This is a genomic window from Acidovorax kalamii (assembly GCF_002245625.1).
In the GTDB taxonomy this organism is placed as follows: domain Bacteria; phylum Pseudomonadota; class Gammaproteobacteria; order Burkholderiales; family Burkholderiaceae_C; genus Acidovorax; species Acidovorax kalamii.
Genome location: NZ_NOIG01000014.1, coordinates 89,911 through 111,534, shown reverse-complemented (window position 1 = coordinate 111,534; position 21,624 = coordinate 89,911). Strand labels below are relative to the sequence as shown.

Annotated in this window: 21 protein-coding genes; all 21 read right to left on the bottom strand. The window is 62.7% G+C overall.

Annotated features, from left to right (window positions below; translation table 11 throughout):
- Window positions 1-299: 299 nt before the first annotated feature.
- Window positions 300-824 carry a phosphoribosyltransferase gene (locus CBY09_RS22485; RefSeq protein ID WP_063463243.1) on the bottom strand — a complete coding sequence of 175 codons (525 nt, stop codon included), beginning with the start codon at window positions 822-824 and terminating at the stop codon, window positions 300-302.
- A gap of 60 nt (window positions 825-884) precedes the next feature.
- Window positions 885-2,261 (bottom strand): adenylosuccinate synthase, encoded by a 1,377-nt coding sequence (locus CBY09_RS22480; protein WP_094291795.1) that lies wholly within the window; start codon window positions 2,259-2,261, stop codon window positions 885-887.
- Between the two features lie 27 nt (window positions 2,262-2,288).
- Window positions 2,289-3,437, bottom strand: a complete 1,149-nt coding sequence (locus CBY09_RS22475; RefSeq protein WP_094291794.1) for an ATP phosphoribosyltransferase regulatory subunit — start codon at window positions 3,435-3,437, stop codon at window positions 2,289-2,291.
- An 89-nt stretch (window positions 3,438-3,526) separates the two neighbouring features.
- Entirely contained in the window at window positions 3,527-3,709 is a 183-nt protein-coding gene (locus tag CBY09_RS22470) for a DUF2065 domain-containing protein (RefSeq protein ID WP_094291809.1), read from the bottom strand.
- A 25-nt stretch (window positions 3,710-3,734) separates the two neighbouring features.
- On the bottom strand, window positions 3,735-4,643 hold the full coding sequence (gene hflC, locus CBY09_RS22465; protein ID WP_063463240.1) for a protease modulator HflC: 909 nt from the start codon (window positions 4,641-4,643) through the stop codon (window positions 3,735-3,737).
- A 9-nt stretch (window positions 4,644-4,652) separates the two neighbouring features.
- The gene (hflK, locus tag CBY09_RS22460; RefSeq protein ID WP_094291793.1) at window positions 4,653-6,029 is read right to left on the bottom strand and encodes an FtsH protease activity modulator HflK; all 1,377 of its coding nucleotides are present in this window, start codon (window positions 6,027-6,029) and stop codon (window positions 4,653-4,655) included.
- A gap of 53 nt (window positions 6,030-6,082) precedes the next feature.
- Window positions 6,083-7,258 (bottom strand): GTPase HflX, encoded by a 1,176-nt coding sequence (gene hflX / locus CBY09_RS22455; protein ID WP_094291792.1) that lies wholly within the window; start codon window positions 7,256-7,258, stop codon window positions 6,083-6,085.
- 63 nt (window positions 7,259-7,321) lie between these two features.
- Window positions 7,322-7,576: an RNA chaperone Hfq gene (hfq, locus tag CBY09_RS22450; RefSeq protein ID WP_063463238.1), complete on the bottom strand. Its 255-nt coding sequence runs from the start codon at window positions 7,574-7,576 to the stop codon at window positions 7,322-7,324.
- 106 nt (window positions 7,577-7,682) lie between these two features.
- Complete coding sequence (gene der / locus CBY09_RS22445) at window positions 7,683-9,026, bottom strand: ribosome biogenesis GTPase Der (RefSeq protein WP_094291791.1); 1,344 nt, start codon at window positions 9,024-9,026, stop codon at window positions 7,683-7,685.
- A 13-nt stretch (window positions 9,027-9,039) separates the two neighbouring features.
- Window positions 9,040-10,206, bottom strand: a complete 1,167-nt coding sequence (bamB, locus tag CBY09_RS22440; RefSeq protein WP_094291790.1) for an outer membrane protein assembly factor BamB — start codon at window positions 10,204-10,206, stop codon at window positions 9,040-9,042.
- 4 nt (window positions 10,207-10,210) lie between these two features.
- Window positions 10,211-10,897 carry a YfgM family protein gene (locus tag CBY09_RS22435; RefSeq protein WP_094291789.1) on the bottom strand — a complete coding sequence of 229 codons (687 nt, stop codon included), beginning with the start codon at window positions 10,895-10,897 and terminating at the stop codon, window positions 10,211-10,213.
- Window positions 10,898-10,923: 26 nt separating this feature from the next.
- Window positions 10,924-12,219: a histidine--tRNA ligase gene (gene hisS / locus CBY09_RS22430; protein WP_094291808.1), complete on the bottom strand. Its 1,296-nt coding sequence runs from the start codon at window positions 12,217-12,219 to the stop codon at window positions 10,924-10,926.
- Window positions 12,220-12,341: 122 nt separating this feature from the next.
- Window positions 12,342-13,580: a flavodoxin-dependent (E)-4-hydroxy-3-methylbut-2-enyl-diphosphate synthase gene (gene ispG, locus CBY09_RS22425; protein ID WP_420807473.1), complete on the bottom strand. Its 1,239-nt coding sequence runs from the start codon at window positions 13,578-13,580 to the stop codon at window positions 12,342-12,344.
- A gap of 31 nt (window positions 13,581-13,611) precedes the next feature.
- Window positions 13,612-14,541, bottom strand: a complete 930-nt coding sequence (locus CBY09_RS22420; protein ID WP_094291788.1) for a helix-turn-helix domain-containing protein — start codon at window positions 14,539-14,541, stop codon at window positions 13,612-13,614.
- A complete protein-coding gene (gene pilW, locus CBY09_RS22415) occupies window positions 14,534-15,367 on the bottom strand; it encodes a type IV pilus biogenesis/stability protein PilW (protein WP_094291787.1) in 834 nt (277 codons plus the stop codon). Before pilW ends, CBY09_RS22420 begins: the two co-directional genes overlap by 8 nt.
- A gap of 36 nt (window positions 15,368-15,403) precedes the next feature.
- Window positions 15,404-16,516 carry a dual-specificity RNA methyltransferase RlmN gene (rlmN, locus tag CBY09_RS22410; RefSeq protein ID WP_094291786.1) on the bottom strand — a complete coding sequence of 371 codons (1,113 nt, stop codon included), beginning with the start codon at window positions 16,514-16,516 and terminating at the stop codon, window positions 15,404-15,406.
- An 87-nt stretch (window positions 16,517-16,603) separates the two neighbouring features.
- Window positions 16,604-17,029 carry a nucleoside-diphosphate kinase gene (gene ndk / locus CBY09_RS22405; protein ID WP_063463230.1) on the bottom strand — a complete coding sequence of 142 codons (426 nt, stop codon included), beginning with the start codon at window positions 17,027-17,029 and terminating at the stop codon, window positions 16,604-16,606.
- A gap of 89 nt (window positions 17,030-17,118) precedes the next feature.
- Complete coding sequence (locus CBY09_RS22400; protein WP_094291785.1) at window positions 17,119-18,711, bottom strand: pseudouridine synthase; 1,593 nt, start codon at window positions 18,709-18,711, stop codon at window positions 17,119-17,121.
- Window positions 18,711-19,493, bottom strand: coding sequence for an SMC-Scp complex subunit ScpB (gene scpB / locus CBY09_RS22395; protein WP_094291784.1), 783 nt, complete (start codon window positions 19,491-19,493; stop codon window positions 18,711-18,713). The genes CBY09_RS22400 and scpB overlap by 1 nt, the downstream gene beginning before the upstream one ends.
- 150 nt (window positions 19,494-19,643) lie before the next feature.
- Window positions 19,644-20,687: an RluA family pseudouridine synthase gene (locus CBY09_RS22390; protein WP_094291783.1), complete on the bottom strand. Its 1,044-nt coding sequence runs from the start codon at window positions 20,685-20,687 to the stop codon at window positions 19,644-19,646.
- Between the two features lie 5 nt (window positions 20,688-20,692).
- Entirely contained in the window at window positions 20,693-21,616 is a 924-nt protein-coding gene (locus CBY09_RS22385; RefSeq protein WP_094291782.1) for a peptidoglycan DD-metalloendopeptidase family protein, read from the bottom strand.
- Window positions 21,617-21,624 lie beyond the last annotated feature (8 nt).

Here is a 21,624-nt window from a genome sequence, read left to right as displayed (position 1 = left end):
TTAAGAACTGTCAAACTTTTTGCTTTTCTTTCGAGGCCATCGACATCTGCCAACAACCCGCTTTACTCAGCGAAGCCTTGTATTCTATACCGAGTTTTTAAGCACCCAGACACAAAACCAAAACTTTTCTTCACCCCTCGATCGCCAGCAGCACAACCCCACAAGAGCATCACCGCCAGCCACCGAACACAGCACCAAACAACTACATCGTTCGGGCAAGTGCTTCAGAAGCGAAGCCCTCGACTATAGCACGGATTGAAGAGGCTTTGCCAAGAATTCTGAAAATTCTTGGCAACCTATCAAACCCGCCACTTCTCCAGCAGCTTTTCCGGGCCCAGGCTGTCATAGCCTTCAAATGGCTGATGGATCCAGGGATTCGTCGGCAGGAACTCCACGGAGTAGTCAGGCGTGAACGTTGACAGCCCCTTGGTCCAGATCACCGCACTGCGCAGCTCCGTGATCGGTGCGTAGTTGGTCTTGAGCATGTCAATGACCGCATGCAGTGTGTGCCCAGAGTCCGCCAAGTCATCCACTAGCAACACTTTGCCGGCAATCTCACCCTTCGGGGTGGTGATGAAGCGTGCAATGTCGAGGTGACCCTGCACAGTACCAGCTTCGGCCCGATAAGAGCTTGTGGACATGATGGCCAGCGGTTTGTCGAAAATGCGGCTCAGGATGTCACCGGGACGCAGACCACCACGGGCCAGGCACAGAATCGTATCGAACGCCCACCCGGACTGATGCACCTTGAGCGCCAGCTTCTCGATGAGACTGTGGTACTCGTCGTAACTGACATAGAGGTGTTTTCCGTCTTCGGTCAACATGGAATGGCTCCTGAATAGTGGGTGGCGGCTAAGACAACAGAGACAAGGCAACCCCGAAGGTTAGCCTGCAACATAGGGGTGACGCATCATGATCGTGTGGTCCCGATCAGGGCTGGTCGAGATCATGTCGATGGGAACTCCCGTGACCTGCTCGATTCGCTCCAAATAACGACGGGCGCTTTCTGGCAACTTTGCGTAGTCGGTCACACCCACGGTGGACTCACTCCAGCCCGGCAGCGTTTCATAGATAGGAGTACAGCGGGCAATGTCATCCGCGCCCATAGGCAGCAAGTCAATACGTTCGCCATCCAGCTCGTAGCCGGTGCACAACAGCAACTCGGTCAATCCATCGAGCACATCCAGCTTGGTGATGCACAGACCCGAGAGACCATTGACCTGCGCACTGCGCTTCAACAGCGCGGCATCAAACCAGCCGCAACGGCGGCTACGGCCCGTGGTCACGCCTTTTTCGGCACCCACAGTGCTCATGTGGTACCCGGGGGTCCCAGGAACTTCCCAATCCAGCTCCGTCGGGAAAGGACCGCCACCCACACGTGTGCAGTAAGCCTTGGTGATGCCCAGGATGTAATGCAGCATGCCGGGCCCCACGCCAGAACCCGCAGCCGCATTCCCCGCCACGCAGTTGCTCGATGTGACATAGGGGTAGGTACCATGATCCACATCAAGCAGCGTACCTTGCGCGCCTTCAAACAGAAGATTGGCCCCCGCCTGGTTGGCTTCATTCAACTCGCGCGACACATCCGCCATCATGGGTTTGAGCAACTCGGCATGGCGCATGGCTTCGGCATAGACCACGTCAAACTGCACCCGGCCGTCCTGGATGTAAGGCTTGAGCGCATCGCCAAACACGAATTTGGCGGAGCCCAGGTAGGTGGTGAGCACGTGGTTGTGCAGATCCAGCAGTTCACGCAGCTTGGATGCAAAACGCTCGGGGTACTTCAAGTCCTGCACGCGCAGGGCGCGGCGGGCAATCTTGTCTTCATAGGCGGGGCCAATACCACGGCCAGTGGTACCGATCTTCTCGGTGCCCCCCTGCTCCCGCGCAGCCTCACGGGCCACATCGATCGCGGCATGGAAAGGCAAGATCAGCGGGCAGGCTTCGCTGATGCGCAGACGCGAGCGAACTTCGACACCGGCCTTTTCCAGCCCCTCGATTTCCTCGAACAACTTCGCAGCCGACAGCACCACACCGTTGCCGATGTAGCACTTGACCCCGGGGCGCATGATGCCGCTCGGAATCAGATGCAGTGCGGTCTTCACACCATTGATCACCAGCGTGTGGCCTGCGTTGTGTCCTCCTTGAAAACGCACAACACCTTGAGCGCTTTCCGTCAGCCAATCGACCAGCTTGCCTTTGCCTTCGTCGCCCCACTGGGTACCGACCACCACTACGTTGCGACCTTTGGTTGCTTTCATCTCAAACCCAATTCAAATGACAATTGCTCAAACAGCCTGCACGACCCAACGGCCCGCGACCTGCACCAGTTCGCGGTCGCAGTGGAATTCATCCACTTCACTCCCGTGGCCCGGCAAAACACAAACGACCGTCTCCCCTGCAGAGCGCAGTTCGGAGATCGCAGCATGCACATCCGCCCCCTCGCCCCAAGGGGCCCGGATGGCAGCCTTCAATGCACGGGGAGGCACCACACCCACCACCTGCTTGATGTCCAAGCTGAATCCAGCGGCAGGCCGGTTACGCCCAAACACCGCGCCCACTTCGTCGTAGCGGCCGCCACGGACCAGCGCGTCACTGGCACCACGGGCATAAATCGCGAAGCGGGCGCCGCTGTAGTAGGCATAGCCACGCAGGTCCGCCAGATCAAAGGTCACCGCAGCACCCTCCAATCGCGACGCCAACCATTTCAAATTGGATAGCACCTCCGGCACACCAGATACGCGGTGAAGGGCTTTTTCGGCTTCAACCAACACAGAGGAATCGCCGTAGAGCTGAAGCAAGGCCAAAAGGCCTTCCCGGGACTCCACCGGGAAATCACGGGTCAGCGCTCTCAGCTCCTGGGCATCCTTGGCAGCCAATGCAGCATGGATCGCACTCAACAACTGCGGGCCCACCGTGACGCCTGCAAGGAGGTTACGGACGATGCGAACATCCGCCAAGTCAACCGTGGTGTCACGGACCTCAGCGATCCGCAGGCATTCACGGGCCAGTTGCAATGCCTCCAGGTCGGCTTCGACCCCAGCATGGCCGTAAATCTCGGCACCAAACTGCAGTGGCTCACGGGTGGCATGGGGACGATCAGGACGCGTATGCAGCACGGGCCCGCAGTAACACAGGCGCGTTACCCCTTTGCGATTGAGCAGGTGGGCATCGATGCGAGCGACCTGGGGCGTGGTATCGGCCCGCAACCCCATGGAGCGGCCGGAGAGCTGATCGACGAGCTTGAAAGTCTGGAGGTCCAGCGCTTCGCCCGTGCCCGTCAAGAGCGACTCAAGGTGCTCCATCAGCGGCGGCATGACCAACTCATAGCCATAACAGCGGGCTGTATCAAGCAGCCCGCGACGCAATTCTTCGATGTGCCGCGCTTCAGACGGCAAGACATCGGCAATGTGATCCGGAAGGACCCAAGCAGACATGGAGAAAAGGGGAGGCTGTTAAAACCGTGATTCTACCGGCACCCGCCAGAGGCACCCAAAGAATCTCTAGCGAGGCCTGATGACAACCGTTAGAGCCAGAGCATCAACAGGCCTGCAATGATGGCCAGAAGCGCGAAAAATCGCACCTGACCATCTTGCAGTTGGGCAATCTGCTGGACCGTGCGCTTCCAGCTTTGTGGCGAGAAAAAGGGCAGCAAGCCCTCAATCAGCAGGACCAGCGCCAACGCGGTCCACAAGCTGTCCCAGGTCACGCCCACCACTCACCACGCACGCGCATTACTTGCGAGGAGCCGCCTGGGATGCAGCAGGCGCCCCGCCGCGGAAAACCTTGAAAAAGTCAGACGAAGAAGGGTCCAGCACCATGACATCGCTTTTCTTGCTGAAGCTGGCTTTGTAGGCATCCAGGCTCCGGTAGAACTGCGCGAATTGCGGGTCACGACCAAAAGCCTCTGCGTAAATGCGCGCCGCCTCGGCATCACCTTCACCCTTCACCTTCTGGGCATCACGGTATGCATTGGCGATGGTGATCTCACGCTGGCGGTCCGCATCGGCACGGATTTTTTCACCCTCAGCCGCACCGGTGGAGCGCAGCTCATTGGCCACACGTTTGCGTTCCGCCTCCATGCGCCGGTACACGGATTCCGTGATCGCCTCTACATAGTCCACACGGGTGATACGAACATCCACCACGTCCACGCCCCAAGGCTTTGCACCACGGACTGTATCGAGCACTTCACGCTTCACATCCGCCATCAAGGCTTCGCGCTTGACGGAAAGGAGCTCCTTGACGGTGCGCTTGTTGATCTCTTCCTGGAAGGCATTGCGCACCACCCGGTTGAGCTGCATGGCGCCTGCGCTCTCATCCAGACCCACGTTGCGAATGTACTCCGTGGGCTCGGAAATGCGCCAGCGCACGTACCAGTCGATCACCACCCGTTGCTTCTCAGCCGTCAGCATGGGCTCGGTGTCTGTGCTGTCCAAGGTCAGGAGACGCTTGTCAATGTACGTCACGTTCTGAAACGGTGGCGGCAGCTTGAAATTGAGGCCGGGCTCAGTGATCACTTCCTTGATCTGCCCCAGCGCATAGAGCACCCCGAACTGACGCTGATCCACCACGAAAAGCATCGAACTCATGAGAGCAAGCACCACCAAAATAGTGGATGCAATAAATCCAACTCTGTTCACGAACGGCTCCTAGCGAGATTCACGGTCACGGGTGCGATTGGAATCACGCGCCCGGGGATCATTGGAAAAATTGGCCGCCGGTGCAGCAGGCGCCGCAGCGGGCGCTGCACTGGTTGCAGGAGCATCCACAGACCCCACACCACCACTCGCCACACTCTGCATGATCTTGTCGAGCGGCAGGTACAACAGGTTGGAGCCTTGGCGAGACTCCACCAGAACCTTGGTCACATTTCCGTAGATCTGCTGCATGGTGTCCAGATACATGCGATCACGCGTGACCTGGGGCGCCTTCTGGTATTCAGCCAGAACCGACGAGAAGCGCTGGGCATCACCTTGCGCCTGGGCCACGATACGCGCCTTGTAGGCTGCGGCTTCTTCGTTCAGGCGCGAGGCAGACCCCACCGCGCGCGGCACCACGTCATTGGCGTAGGCCTGCGCTTCATTCTTGGCACGCTCTCGCTCCTGGCCCGCTTTCAAAACATCGTCGAAAGACGCCTGAACCTGCTCTGGCGGACGCACCCCGCCTTGCTGCAGATTGATACCCACGACCTCGACGCCCACTTTGTAGCGGTCCAGAATCGTCTGCATCAGCGTGCGAACGCGGGGAGCAATCTGGTCGCGTTCTTCGGCCAAGGCCGTGTCCATGCGCATCTTGCCCACCACCTCCCGCACGGCAGTTTCGGCGGCCTGGACCACGGCGTCCGACGGATTCTTGCTTTCAAACAGCCACGCCCGCGCATCGCTCAGGCGATACTGCACGGCGAACTTGATCTCGACGATGTTCTCGTCTTCGGTGAGCATGGCCGACTCCCGCAGGCCCGTGCTCTTGATGACGGTGTCGCGGCCCACATCAGCAGAGCGGATCTGGGTCACAAAAACCAGCTCATGGCGCTCAATGGGGTAAGGCAAGCGCCAGTTGAAGCCCGCACCCACGGTGCTCTTGTACTTGCCAAACTGGGTGATGACGGCCTGCTGGCCTTCCTGGACGATAAAGAAGCCTGTGCCCATCCAGATCACGAAGACAATGCCAGCAATCAGGCCTACACCGACCCCGGCACTCTTCATGTCAGGCTGAAAGCCCCCCCCCGACCCGCCACCATTGCCAGGACCACGCGATCCGCCGTTTTTGCCACCGAACAGGCCACCCAGCTTGCGATTCAGGTCGCGCCAGAGCTCATCCAGATCCGGAGGCTGTTGACCATTGCCAGGGCGCTGGTCGCCTCCACGGGGACCGTTCTGAGGTGAGCCTCCCTGCCGATCGTCAGGACGCCCCCCCTCTTCCGATTTGTCCTCACCACGACCCCAGCGAGGATCATTCAGATTGAACATGCCCCGAATACGTTCTGGCAGCGAAGCCCAGCGTAGGGTGCGGTTTTGGAAATTCATGCGCAAAGTCTCTGGTTCTCGGATGGGGTCAATCAGTCCGTCATTGTGCCCAATCAAGGCATGGCATCCGGCAATTCAACGGCATCACCTGGGGTCATGTCCAACTGCGTGGCCAGCACCCTGGCAGCAAGCGCATGGCGCAAATGGTCAAGCCCCTCGCCCGAACGGGCACTCACGAACAGCCGGGGCAACAGATGCCCAGCCACCTCGTACTGGTCCTGCAACTCCGGCGGGCGCCGCTCACCAGCCAATGCATCCAACTTGTTGAACACCAGAATCTGTGGAATATCGGCAGCACCGATCTCCTGCAAAACGCGTTCAACCTGAGCCATCTGCTCAGGAAAATCGGCATTGGATGCATCCACCACATGCAGCAGCAAATCTGCGTCAATCGCCTCTTGCAACGTGGCCTGGAAGGCATCCACCAGCCCGTGCGGGAGGTCCCGGATAAAACCCACCGTATCGGACAACGAGACCGACCTGCCCGCATCAGCCAGATACAGCTGGCGGGTGGTCGTGTCGAGCGTTGCAAACAGTTGGTCAGCCGCATAAGCACGGGCCTTGACCAAGGCATTGAAGAGCGTGGACTTGCCTGCGTTGGTGTAGCCAACCAGCGAAATGTTGAAGGTATCGCGCCGCTCGCGCTGCCTGCGTTGCGTAGACCGCTGGCGCTTGACTTTGACCAAGCGCTCGCGCGTGCGCTTGATGGCATCGCCGATCATGCGGCGGTCCAGCTCGATCTGCTTTTCGCCAGGGCCACCACGGGCACCAATTCCGCCGGTCTGACGCTCCAGATGCGACCAGCGACGAACCAGACGGGTGCTCACATACTGCAGCTTGGCAAGCTCGACCTGCAGCTTTCCCTCGTGGCTGCGCGCACGCTGGGCAAAAATCTCAAGAATGAGCAACGTGCGGTCGTTGACCGGCAACTCGATGTGGCGTTCCAGATTGCGCTGCTGGGCTGGGCTCAAGGACTGGTCAAACAGCACCTCAACCGCACCATGCATCTGGGCCAAGGTTCGGATTTCATCGGCCTTTCCGCTGCCCACAAACAGCGCCGCATCCGGCGCCTTGCGCTTGCAGGTAATGCGGGCCACAGGCTGCATGCCAGCGGTCTGTGCCAGCAGACCCAGCTCCTCCAGTTCACCGTCAAAGTGAGGCAGACCGAAGTCCACCCCCACCAACAATACCGGAGCGGTGCCTGCCTGAAGGGGCGTAGCCGAACTCAAAGCGGACCGCCCTTTCGTACCACCTGACTCAAAAACGAAAACCGGCTAACAAGCGGCAACCAATCAAGGGTTGCTGCTGTCGGCATCAGGCGTTTCTGCGGTGGAAAAATTGACTGCGCGACCCGGGACGATGGTCGAAATCGCATGTTTGTAGACCATCTGGGTCACCGTGTTGCGCAGCAACACCACATACTGGTCAAACGACTCGATCTGCCCCTGCAGCTTGATGCCATTCACCAAATAGATGGAGACTGGCACATGCTCCCGACGCAGGGCGTTGAGAAAGGGGTCTTGCAAAAGCTGGCCTTTATTGCTCACGATATTCTCCGTGTTCAAAAATGTTGTTGTAAACCAGCACCTTACCACAGCCAGAGCCCCGTACCGCCAGGTTCAGGCATGGCCCTTCTTGATTCGCGACTTTGTTTTAACCCTCGTCCTTGTCGGCAAACGGGTTGTGCGAGGTCTTCATCTCGATTCGGAGCGGCGTGCCCACCAGGTCGAACTCCTTGCGGAAGCGCCCTTCCAGAAAGCGTTTGTAGGCATCCGTCACGTGCTCCAGCGAATTTCCGTGAATCACGATCACCGGGGGGTTCATGCCCCCCTGGTGCGCATAGCGCATCTTGGGGCGGAACATGCCAGCCCGCTTCGGGCTCTGGAATTGCACGGCCTCCAGAAGCAGGCGCGTGAGCACCGGGGTGGACATCTTGCAGGTAGCCGCCCGGTGGGCCTGGACGATGGACGTCCAGAGGGGGCCGAGGCCCTGGCGCTTCTTGGCCGAAATGAAGTGCAGTGAAGCGAACTTCAAGAACGTCAATCGGGTCTCGATGGACCGCTCCAGCTGCTGGCGCTGATAGTCATCCACCGCATCCCACTTGTTCACCGCCACCACCACAGCACGGCCACTTTCCAGGATGTAGCCCGCGATGTGCGCGTCCTGGTCCGTGACGCCCTGCGTGGCATCCAGCAGCAGCAGCACCACGTTCGCTGATTCGATCGCCTGCAGCGTTTTGACCACGGAGAATTTCTCGATCGCCTCGAACACCTTGCCCTTGCGCCGCAAACCAGCGGTGTCCACCAGCTCAAACCGCTGGCCATTGCGCTCGAAGGGTACGGTGATCGCGTCACGGGTGGTTCCCGGCATATCAAACGCCACCAGCCGCTCCTCACCCAGCCAGGTGTTGATCAGCGTGGACTTGCCCACGTTGGGGCGGCCCGCCACGGCCAGCTTGATGACGCCCTTGTCGGCTGCAGCCTCCATCTCGTCGGGATCGGGCAACTGCAAAGGTGCCAGCGCCAGATCGACCAACCCACGGATACCTTGCCCGTGTGCTGCCGATACGGGATAGACCTCGCCCAGCCCGAGCTCATAGAACTCGGCCAGCTGCACGCCCTGCACCATGCCTTCGGCCTTGTTGGCCACCAGCACACAAGGCTTGCTCAGGCGGCGCAGGTAGTTGGCGATGTCGTGGTCTTGCGCCGACAGGCCCGCGCGGGCATCGACCACAAACACCACCACATCGGCCTCGGCCACCGCTTGCTGGGTCTGCTTGGCCATCTCGCGATAGATACCGCTTGAGGCGTCGGGCTCGAAGCCCCCTGTGTCGATGACGATGTACTCGTGCTTGCCCTGCTTGCCATTGCCGTAATGCCGGTCACGCGTGAGCCCGGCAAAGTCCGCCACGATGGCGTCGCGGGACTTGGTCAGACGGTTGAAAAGCGTGGATTTGCCGACATTCGGACGCCCCACGAGGGCGATAACTGGCTTCATTGAATACAACCGATCAATCTGGACGGAATCCGTAAATACTGCCGTTGCGGGTCACAACCACCAAAGTATCTGCAGCCACGGCAGGTGCCGCCGCAATGCCGGACCCGTCCGTGGCAATGCGGTTGAGGGGAGAGCCGTCCGTACGGGACAACAGGTGAACCAACCCGGTGTCGTCACCGATCACCACAGAGCGCCCCAACAACAGCGGCGCTGTCAGCTTGCGGTGCTTGAGCCGATCAACGCCCCACAGGCGCGAGCCGTCGCTACGGCGCCAGGCGAGCACCGTGCCATTGCTTTCAACACCAAACAGCGCATCCGCGTCGCCATGCACGCCTTCAGCGCCGCTGGCAGGCTGCGTCCAGGCCACGGAGCCCCGGGCCGTGTTCACACAACCCACCGCAGCCTGGAACGAGCGCGCGCAGACGCTGTCACCCACCTTGCTGGTACGCCCGACCAACTCGACCAGGCGCTCCACGTCATTGGTGCCCCGTGGACTGGCCAAAGGCGCTTCCCAGCGCACGCTGCCATTGTCTGGGTTCAGACCCACCAGGCGGCCCGACAGGCCAACCACCAGGGTGTCCCCCACGGCCAGCAGAACGCCGGCCTGGCGCAGCACGAGAGGCTCACCAGGGCGCTGCTGAGCCCACAGGCGCCGCCCCGTGGTGGCGTCATAGGCAGAAACCGAACGGTCTGCCGACAAAACAAACACGCGCCCGCCTGCCACCAGAGGAGGTGTAAAGACCTGGGCGGCCAGGGTTTCGCGCCAGCGCTCGCGGCCGGCCTCCAGCACGATCAGTGCGTTGTTGCGCGAGACCACGGCAGCCGATTTGCCGTCGCTGCCCACAGCCGCCGACAGCGGCTCGCCCAGCGTCGTGCGCCAGACGTCCCCACCAGTACGGGCGTCAATGGCTGCGACCACCCCGTCGGAGGACGCCACAGTGACCACATTGCCCAGGGCATGCACATCCAGGGGCAAGCCAGCAACGTTGCCCACGCGGGCCGTCCAGGCCTGCCGGACCCCCAGGACGGCGACGTTTGCGCCGAGGTCAGCAGGGGCAGGCTTTGCGCTGCCACCACCGCTCCACAACGAGCAGCCCGCCAGCGACGCAGCCAGCACCACCAACGCAGTGCCACGCAGGAAAGAAGAGCGGCCGGACACCGCATGTGGAGTCAATGTCATGTGTTTACTTGGTTTGCACGGAAGATGGGGCCGCCGCCACGGTCGCTGCCTGCGGCGACACACCCAGCGCGTTCAGCTTGATCTCCACCAGGCGGCGGTATTCAACGCTTTCTTCGAAACCCTTGTAGGCCTTGGTGTACTCGGCAATCGCCTCCTGGCGCTTGTCCTGCAAGAGCAGCACATCGCCCTTGCGGTCTGCCGCGACCGACGCGAACTCGGGAGGGAAGCTGCCAGACACCTGCTTGAGCGCCTCATCGTAGTTCTTCTGGTCCATCAGCACGCTGGCCAGGCGCAATTTGGCCAAGGCCTTGAGGCCGTCGTCCGAAGATTGCTCCGCCACCCAGCCCAGCGCATCCTTGGCGGCGTCGGCGTTGCCGGTGTCCTGCATCGCCTTGGCAAAGGTCAACCCGGCCTGACCCGCCTGGGTGGTGCTGCCGTACTTGGACTTGAGGTCGCCAAAAGCCTGCTCCAAGCGCGTTTTGTCGCCCGACCGGGCAGCCACATCCACGGCATCAAAAAGCGCCGCCGCCTGGGTGGCCTGGCGGTTCTGCCAGTACTGGTAACCGTTCCACGCGGCCGCACTGCCTGCCACCACCAGCACCACCGAGCTGATCAGCGTGCCCCAGGTGTTCCAAAAATGCTTGAGCTGGTCAAGTTGCTCTTGTTCTTCAAGATCGAGATGATTGGCCATAAAAGATCAGCGGTTCTGTATTCGGATTAAGCGATGGATTGTAGGGTGGCGGCCCATTGCGCCACATCGGCCAGGGGGTGCTCGGCCTGCGCACCGCTGCCGTCGCGCAAGGCCTTGACGGTGACGTGGCCCCGCGCCAGTTCGTCCTCGCCAAAGATGAGCGCGTGGCGCGCACCGCTGGCGTCGGCCTTCTTGAACTGTGACTTCATGCTGCCCGCACCTTCGGCGCCACCAGCGTGCTGCACCACGTTCAGCCCCGCGGTGCGCAGTGCCTCCAGCACGACGATGACGGGGGGCAGTGGCGTGCCAGGCGGCACGATGGCATAGACATCCGCCGCAGCCGATGGCATGGGCAGGTCCAATTCATCAGCCAGCAGCAACAGGCGCTCGATGCCCAGGCCAAAACCCACGGCAGGCGCACTCTTTCCGCCCAGCTGTTCAATCAGGCCGTCGTAGCGGCCACCGCCACACACCGTGCCTTGCGAACCGAGCTGGTCGGTCACCCACTCGAACACGGTCAGGTTGTAGTAGTCCATGCCGCGCACCAGGCGCGGGTTCACACGGTACTCCAGGCCCACGGCCTCCAACGCAGCGCGCACGGCGTCAAAGTGGGCACGCGACGCGTCGCCGAGAAAGTCCATGAGCTTCGGCGCCGCCTCGATCAAGGCCTGCATTGCCGGGTTCTTGCTGTCCAGGATGCGCAGCGGGTTGCTGTGCAGGCGGCGACGGGCTTCTTCGTCCAGCTGGTCCTGGTGCTGCTCAAAGTAGCGGATCAAGGCCTCGCGGTGCTCGCGGCGTTCTGCGGGCTGGCCCAGGCTGTTGATTTCGAGCCGCACATGCTGTCCCTCCACCAAACCCAGCTCGCGCCACAGTGCGCGGGCAACCAGGATGATTTCCGCATCCACATCCGGCCCGCCAAAACCCAGCGCTTCCACGTCCAGCTGGTTGAACTGGCGGTAGCGGCCCTTTTGCGGGCGCTCGTGGCGGAACATGGGGCCCTGTGTCCACACGCGCAGCGGGCCGTTGTAGAGCGCGTTGTGCTCGACCATGGCGCGCACGATGCCCGCCGTGGCCTCGGGACGCAGGGTAAGCTTGTCGCCGTTCATCGAGTCGGTGAAGGAATACATCTCCTTTTCGACGATGTCCGTTACCTCGCCCAGCCCGCGCACGAACAGCGCCGTGGGTTCGACGATGGGTGTCAGCAGGTATTGGTAGCCATAACGGGCAAGCACCTTGCGCACCGCAGCCTCGAACCACTGCCAGCGTGCCGATGTCGGAAGCTTTTCGGTGCGGGGCACCGAGGCGGGCAGGATGTCGTTCATGCCTTTGACGGCGCTCAGCTTCTGCACTTTGCTCACTGCGGTATTTTCCTGGTATTTTTTTGAAACAAATCAGGCCCTACCGCCTGATAGACATACGTTGATAGCTATTATTTTTATAGCTATCAAGAACGACCGTAGCGGCGCTCGACATACTGCTCGACAAGGGCATGGAACTCTTCGGCAATGCGCTCGCCGCGCAGCGTCAGGGCCTTTTCGCCATCGATGAACACAGGCGCCGCCGGGGCCTCACCCGTGCCGGGCAGGCTGATGCCGATATCGGCATGCTTGCTTTCGCCAGGGCCGTTGACGATGCAGCCCATCACGGCCACCTTCATGCCCTCCACCCCCGGATAACGCACACGCCACACGGGCATTTGCGCACGCAGGTAGTCGTCGATCTGCTTGGCCAGCTCCTGGAACGTGGTGCTGGTGGTGCGGCCGCAGCCCGGGCAGGCCGTGACGCTGGGCACGAACACGCGTAGCCCCAGCGATTGCAGGATTTCAGAAGCAACCACCACCTCCTGCGTGCGCGCCTCGCCGGGCTGGGGCGTGAGCGACACACGGATGGTGTCGCCAATGCCCTCCTGCAGCAGGATGCCCAGTGCCGTGCTGGACGCCACCGTGCCCTTGGTGCCCATGCCCGCCTCGGTCAGGCCCAGGTGCAGCGCGTAGTCGCAGCGGCGGGCCAGTTCGCGGTAGACGGCGATGAGGTCCTGCACGCCACTGACCTTGCACGACAGGATGATCTGGTCACCATTCAGGCCCATAGATTCAGCCAGTTTGGCCGACTCGATGGCCGACGTGATCAGTGCCTCGTACATCACCTGGCGCGCCTCCCAGGGCTGCGCGCGCTGGCTGTTGGCATCCATCAGGCTGGCGAGCAGTTCCTGGTCCAGGCTGCCCCAGTTCACGCCGATGCGCACGGTCTTGTCCCAGCGCATGGCAGCCTCGATCATCTGGCCGAACTGCTTGTCCTTCTTGTCGCCCTTGCCCACATTGCCCGGGTTGATCCGGTACTTGGAGAGCGCCTGCGCACAATCGGGGAATTCGGTCAGAAGACGGTGGCCGTTGTAGTGGAAGTCCCCCACCAGCGGCACGCTCTCGCCCATCCGGTCCAACTGTTCGCGGATGTAGGGCACGGCAGCAGCCGCTTCGGGAGTGTTGACCGTGATACGGACAAATTCAGACCCAGCCTGGGCCAGTTCCTTGACCTGGATCGCTGTGCCGATGGCATCCACCGTGTCCGTGTTGGTCATGGACTGCACGCGCACCGGCGCATCGCCGCCCACGGTCACGATCCGTGAGCCCCAGGTCACTTTTGCCTGGCGCGAACGGCGAGGCAAAGGGGTAGCGACCGCCACGGGGCCAAAATCACGCAAAGGGTTCTGCACGCTACTTCACCTCAAAACGAGCGACGTTCTCGCGCGACACGGCGGTCAGGTCGAACGGCTTGCCACGCACCGTCACCTCCGTTGCGTCGGCACGCCCCACGACCACCGCCAGCGGGGGCTGGGCCGATACCGACACGGACTCCCCCGCAGCCAGGTTGCGCTGCAAGGCCAGAGCGCCGGTGGCGTCTTTCACCTGCACCCAGGATTCACTGCGTGCGCGCAGCACCAGTGTGCCCGCCGGTGCGTCGGCCGCAGGCGCTGGGGCGCTGGCCACCACGGCCGGTGCCGGCGCCGAGGCAGGGACAGCAGCGGTAGCGGGCACTGCAGTGACAGCGGCAGACAAGGCCGGGGCCGCCACCAAGGCCGGAGTCACCGCAGCAGGTGCGGGGGCGGGCTCCGCAGGCCGCTCGGCTGCTGGCGCATCCGCCGCCCCCGTCGGCACAGCATCTGGGGCCGAAGAAAGCACAGGAGCGGTCGTTGAAGTGGATGCCGCGCGGTCCTCGCCCCGAGGGAAGAAGTACAGGGCCAGAGCCCCCATCAGCAGGGCCAGCACCACAAACCCCACAGAGCGCGAAGCGGACCCGTTCCCGGAGAACGATGAAGAGGACACCGCGGATTTGCCCACGCTGCCCTTGACCGGGGCGTTGATCCCGGCGCTGTCTGCCGCCAGACTGGGACTCTGGCTTTGGGGCAGCAAGGCCAGCACGGGCGCCGCGTCCACCTTGAGCACGCGGCACACACTGGAGGCCAGGGCCCGCACGAACACGGTATCGGGCAGCACCGTAAAGTTGTCAGCCTCCAGGGCCTCCAGCTTGCTGACCGGCACTTTCAGTGCCACGGCCAAGGCCGCAATGTGCATTCCAGACGCCTGGCGGGCCTCCCTCAGCAAACCACCCGCCGTCAACCCACTACTCTCCACAACCTCACTCATTGAAAGCCCCGCGTTCGTAAGCACCCAACTCCCGCGAATCCGGGAACCGCTTGCGCAACTGGCCTGCCAGTTGCCGCATTGCCACGGAGTCGCCCAAGGCGCGCTCCACCTTTATGCCCAGCCACAGCGATTCAGCATTGGCAAACTCGCTGTTGTTGAGGCGCCGGATATAAAACTGTGCCCGTGTCAGCTCGTTGCGCCGCAGCAGCAACGAGGACAGCTGGTATGCCACCACCGGATTGGCAGCATCCATCTCGTAGGCCTTCAGAAACGACTGCTCCGCCTCCGCAAGCTGGCCCGCCCGGGACTGGCACAGCCCGCGCGCCATCAAGGTCTTGCCGCGCGCCATGTAGGTGGGGGTGGCAATGGCGCGCCCAAAATACTGGTCCGCATCCGCGTACTTCTGCTGCTGGCACAACAGCCACCCGTAGTTGTGCAGCAGGTTGGCATCGTTGCCGCGCAATGCCATGGCACGGCGAAAGCTGTCGTCCGCCTGCGCCAGGTCGTTCAAGCGCATGAAGATCAGGCCGCGCAGGTTCAACGCATCGGCATAGGAAGGATCTGCGGCAAGCGACTGCTTGACTTCGTCCAGGGCCACCGCTGTCTGGCCCATCTCGAAGTAGTTGGCTGCGAGTTCCAGCCGGATACGGGCACGGCGCCGGGCTTCGGACTCATCGGAGGGGGTTACCAGATCGGCTTCTGATTCACCCAGGGCCGCCGCGTTGTTGGCCGCACACCCCTGGAGTGCTGCGATGCAAATCAATGCACTGCATGCCGTGAGTGTCCAGCGGCCAAAATGCTGCCAGCGTCCAACCAATCCCGCCATGTAGAGCCTCCTTGAAGTTTGCCGATTGCCTGCTGATCAAGTCACCGGTTTGAGCACGATTGTGCGCTGCTTTGCCATGCGCTCTGCAGCGCGGGTGCGATCCTTGACATCACCCGCCAACTGCCCACAGGCCGCATCGATATCATCGCCTCGGGTCTTGCGTACCGTTGTGACAATACCGGCGTCGCTCAAGACCTTGGAAAAGGCAAGAACCTGATTCTGCGCCGACCGCAAGAGCCCTGACGCAGGGAACGGATTGAAAGGAATCAGATTGAACTTGCAGCGCACCCCGGAGCGCCTGACCAACTCAATAAGCTGCTGCGCATGCTCCAGCTGGTCATTCACGCCATCCAGCATGCAGTATTCAAAGGTGATGAAGTCGCGAGGCGCATGGGCAAGATAACGGCCACAGGCCTCCAGCAACTCCTGGATCGGGTACTTGCGATTGAGCGGCACCAGGTTGTCGCGCAAGGGATCGTTCGGCGCATGCAGGGACACCGCCAGAGCCACGGGGCAGTCCTGCGAGAGCCGGTCCATCATGGGAACGACACCCGAAGTGGACACCGTTACCCGGCGGCGTGACAGGCCATAGCCATGGTCGTCCAGCATCACACGCAGGGCGGGCACCAAGGCAGCGTAGTTCTGCAGCGGCTCGCCCATGCCCATCATGACCACGTTGGAGATCACGCGGTCTTCGGTGTTGAAACGCTTGCGCAGGGAGTGCTCAGCAAACCACAGCTGGGCCAGGATCTCGCCCGTGGTCAGGTTGCGGCTGAAGCCCTGGTGCCCCGTAGAGCAAAAGCGGCAGCCCACGGCACAACCGGCTTGTGACGACACGCAGAGCGTGCCCCGGTCATCCTCGGGGATGAACACGGCCTCGACCGCATTGCCATCCCCCACGTCAAACAGCCACTTCACTGTGCCGTCCGACGAAACATGTTCGGAGACAACAGGCAGGGCCTCGACCTTGGCACACCCCTTGAGCTTGTCGCGCAGGGCCTTGGCCAGGTCGCTCATGGCGTCGAAGTCGCTCGCGCCACGCTGATGGATCCAGCGGAACAGCTGGGTCGCACGAAAACGTTTCTCGCCCAGCTGCTCGCAAAAGGCTGCGAGGCCGTCGAGGTCAAATTCCAACAGGTTGGTGGTCATTGCGCCGCCCTCTCGGAGGGCCGGGCGCAACCGTCCCCATGGCGCAGACATCCCACGGTTGCGGGAACAGGCATGGGGATCACCATATCAACGCGAGTAGATGTTCAGGCCAGGGAAGAAGAAAGCCACTTCCACAGCAGCCGTTTCAGCAGCGTCCGAGCCGTGCACGGCGTTGGCATCGATGCTGTCAGCGAAGTCAGCGCGGATGGTGCCAGCTTCTGCCTTCTTGGGGTCGGTGGCGCCCATCAGTTCGCGGTTCTTCAGAATCGCGTTTTCGCCTTCCAGGGCCTGGATCATCACAGGGCCGGAGATCATGAAGTCCACCAGGTCCTTGAAGAAAGGACGCTCTTTGTGCACGCCGTAGAACTGCTCGGCTTCCAGGCGCGACAGATGCACCATGCGGGCAGCCACGACCTTGAGGCCAGCGGCTTCAAAACGGGCGTAGATCTGGCCGATGACGTTCTTGGCCACTGCGTCGGGCTTGATGATGGAGAGAGTGCGTTCGATAGCCATGTTGATTTTCCTGAATGAATAATGTTGCCGTGATTCGTTTGTCCACCGGACAAAGCCCTCGATTCTAACCGTGGAAGCCTGGCAGCAGATTAACGACCACCGCCGCGCCGGGGGCCACCACCGCCGGGTCGGCGTTTGTCCTGGCGGTGCCGCGAGAGGCTGTCCATCCCGATGTACCCCACCGAGGTTTTCATCGGATCGGGTTGGGCCGCGCCGCGCTGGCGATCGCCACCCGCGGCATTGTTGCCCCGCGCGCCCTGCCCTTGCCCGCCGCCGTCACGCCGAGGCTTCTGACCCCGGGGGCCCGCACCGCCACCGCCCTGGGACATGTCCCGGCGGGGACCATCTCCCGCCCGGGGGCCGCCACGACCCCTATTGCGCGCATTGCCATTGCCACCGCGCCCGCCAGCCGCAGGGCCCGCTTCCGCGCGGCCCTCGACCGAATCAGCGCGCCCCGCGCCCGCCGCCTGGACCAGGGCCCGGATATCGCTGTCATCCAGCTCCAGCCAGGCTCCCCGCTTGAGGCCACGGGGCAGCACCATGGCGCCGTACCGGATGCGGATGAGGCGACTCACGGCATGCCCCACCGATTCCATCATGCGGCGCACTTCACGGTTGCGGCCTTCGGAGATGGTGACCCTATACCAGCAGTTGGAACCCTCACCGCCACCGTCTTCGATGGAGCCAAACGACGCCATGCCGTCGTCCAGACGCACGCCGTCGAGCAGCTTCTGCTTTTCTTCGTTGCTGAGTGCACCGAGAACACGCACCGCGTACTCACGCTCCAGTCCAAAACGGGGGTGCATAAGCTTGTTGGCCAGTTCGCCCGAGCTGGTGAACAGCAGCAGCCCTTCGGTGTTCAGATCCAGCCGCCCCACCGACTGCCACTTGCCCTGCATCAGCCGGGGCAGCTTGCGGAAAACCGTCGGCCGGTTCTGCGGGTCGTCATGGGTCACCACCTCGCCCACGGGCTTGTGGTACGCGATCACCCGCGCTGGCGGCGGGTCGATGCGGTAGCGGATGGGTTTGCCATTGACCTTGACCTGGTCGCCAAACTGGATGCGCTGGCCGATGTGGGCCGGCTCATTGTTCACCGAGATCCGCCCTTCCAGGATGAGCTGCTCCATCTCAAGACGCGAGCCCAAGCCCGCCTGGGCCAGCACCTTGTGCAGCTTGGGCGTTTCCACCTGGGGCAACAGCACCCGCTTGGCGGGGGCCACATCTGCCGACGCGTCATCCTGGTCGAAACGGCCCGAGACCACATCCTCGAACTGATAACCCTCCACCCCTGGCGCGGGCTTGCGCTTGTCGCGCCCCATCCCTTCCGCACGGGGTGGACGCCCCCGGTGGTCGGCCGGGGCCTGGCCCTTGCGTCCCCCACGCGGTGCGGCACCATCAGCCCCAGGCGCCTGCGAACCGACAACTGCGGGCTCTACAGCCACCGCCAACTCGGCACCAGCGGGCACTTCGACCGGGCTCGAAGACTCAGCCTGCACCCCTGTGGCCGAAGCCACCGCAGCCATTCCGGAGTCCGCCGCCAGGGTGTCGGCCCCCTCTGCGGAAACCGGCACAGCCTTCTTGCGCGGCGCGCGCTTGGCAGCAGGCTTTTTGGCAGCAGGAGCCACATCAGCAGCTCCAGCCTCGGGCGTTGCGCCCGGATTGTCGGGGGTCGAATCGTTCATCAAGTGTTTCCCTGGACACCACCCGGGGTATCCGTATCCATATGGTCGCCACGGAGATCTGTCTCCGTGTCATTAAAAAAATCGTCCACCAACGGTGGGGGCACGCTCTCCACGATGGCAGAGGCGAACTGCGGCTGCTGCTCCACCACAGGCTCCACAACCACCACCTCGGGCTCAGGCTCCGGCACCGCCTCCAAAATCGGCACCAGTTCCGGCTCGATCACCCCCTGGGCCGCAGCAGCCATGGCCTCCAGCACATTCGCATTGCCGGTGGGGTCGTCCAAAACGGGCAACTGGTCCAGTGACTGCAGGCCCATGTCATCCAGAAACTGGCGGGTGGTCGCAAACAGCGCAGGACGGCCCACGGTTTCCCTGTGCCCGATGACCTCGACCCAGCCCCGGTCCTCCAACTGCTTGATGATCAGGCTGTTGACGGTCACGCCACGGATGTCCTCGATGTCACCCCGCGTCACCGGCTGGCGGTACGCAATGATGGCCAGCGTTTCCATGGTGGCCCGCGTGTAGCGCGGGGGCTTTTCGGGGTGCAGCCGGTCGAGATACTCCCGCATCTCGGGGCGGCTCTGAAAACGCCAGCCCGTGGCCACCTGCACCAATTCCACTCCACGCTGTGCCCAGTCCTGCTGAAGCTCCTGCAGCAGGAGCTTGAGTGTGTCAGACCCCAGCGCATCATTGAAAAGCACCCGCAGCTCGCGCACAGGCACAGGTTGCTGCGCACAGATCAGCGCAGTTTCGAGGACCCTTTTGGCATCCACCGTGTTCATGGTTCAGCGATTCCTGGAAAAGTGCCACGCGTTGCAACGGGTGTCACATCAACAGCAGGGGGCAATCAAATTGGCGCGCAGTGCAAGGACGTTGGCGCGACACAAGGGCCCGGCGGGATTCCGTCTTCGGGCAGGGGGCCGATCAGGCCATCAGGGCGCATTGTAGCCCAGGCCCCAGGAAGACAGTGCCTGCTGCATGTCCTCGGGTGCCTGCGCCTGGAACTCCAGCGCCTTGCCCGTTACCGGGTGCACAAAGGCCAGGCGGTAGGCGTGCAGTGCCTGGCGCTGCATGGCTCCCAAGGGCGCACCGCCGTACAGGGTGTCGCCCACCAGCGGGTGCTTGAGCGATGCCATGTGCACCCGGATCTGATGGGTCCGCCCCGTATGCAAGGTGCACTGCACCCAGCAGCCCTGGTCGGTGCCAGCCAGCCACAACACGTCGGTGCGGGCAGTTTTGCCCGCATGCAGGGCCAGGTCCACCACGGCCATGCGCAAACGGTTGCGCGGGTCGCGCCCGATGGGTGCATCGACCGAACGGATCTTGGGCCCGGTCCAGGCGCCATGCGCCAAGGCGAGGTACTGGCGCTTGACCTTGCGCTCGGCAATCAATGCCACCAATGCGTCCATGGTGGCGCGGTTCCGCGCCACCACCATGAGGCCGCTGGTGTCCTTGTCCAGCCGGTGCACGATGCCAGCACGGGGAACCAGCAGGGCCTTCTCATCCCGGGCCAGCAAGCCGTTGAGCAAGGTCCCGCTCCAGTTGCCCGGCGCCGGGTGTACCACCAGCCCTGCGGGTTTGTTCACAACCAGAAGGTGCTCGTCTTCATACACCACATCAATGGCCATGGGCTCGGGGCGGAACGCCTGGCTTTGCAACGTAGGCCGCATCTCCAGCACCAGCTGGTCACCCGCCTTGACGCGGGTGGACGCCTTAAGCACAGGCCTGCCATTGAGACTGACCAGCCCCTGCCCCAGCAACTGCTGCAGGTAGCTGCGGGAGAACTCAGGAACCAGATCGGCCAGCGCCTTGTCGAGCCGGGCAGCATGCTGCGGCGGCGCCACCAGCATGTGGCGCATTTCGCTGCTGGTCTCGACCAGCGCTTCCGACTCCTCGGCGAGCAGGAAGTCATCACCCGCTTCAGCGGGCACCCCGGCCGCACTGCCCTTGCCGCTCTGCGGCAGCCCGGCCACCATGGGGATCAACGCGCTGGCAGGTAGCGCGAGGGGTCCACCGGCTTGCCCTGCCGGCGGATTTCAAAGTGGAGCTTGACACGGTCTGCGTCGGTGTTGCCCATCTCGGCAATCTTCTGGCCCTTGCGCACGGCCTGGTCTTCCTTGACCAGCAGCGACTGGTTGTGGGCATAGGCCGTGAGGAAGGTGTTGTTGTGCTTCAGGATCACCAGGTTGCCATAGCCGCGCAGGCCTGCGCCGGCGTAGACCACGCGGCCATCAGCAGCCGCCAGCACGGGCTCGCCCGCCTTGCCGGCAATATCGAAGCCCTTGTTGCGCGCCTCGTCAAAGCCCGCGATCAGCGAGCCCGAAGCGGGCCAGATGAAGGCGATGTCGTCCTCCCCAGCAGGCGCGGCAGCTGGCGCTGGCGTAGCGGGAGCCACGGCCACCACGGTGCCGGAGGCCGCCGAGGCCGGTGGCTTGGGTGCGCTGGCTGGCGACGTAGCTGATGCAGCCGGTGCGGGTGCTACGGTGGACGAGGTCACCGGCCGCGTCACCACGCCATTGTCAGACGCCACAGCCGTCGCAGCCACAGCGGCCGTGGGAGGCACCACGCGCAGCACTTGGCCCACTTCGATAAGGTTGGCGTTTTCGAGGTTGTTCCAGCGGGCCAAGTCTTTCCAACTCTGGCCGGACTCCAGCCCGATGCGAATCAGGGTATCCCCAGGCTTGACCGTGTAATAACCCGGTTTGCCCGCATTTTCTGCCCCGGGCAACGGCTTGATGGGGGTGCCCACCACCACGCCAGGCTGGCCAGCCTGCGCGGGCGCAGAAGATATGGAGGTGCCCCGATCTTCCACAGGAGCCTTGTTCAGGCGGGTGCCACAGCCGGAGAGCACCAGCCCCGCCATTGCCACGGTAAACCCCATCACAAGACCACGCGATACGAACATAAGCAATT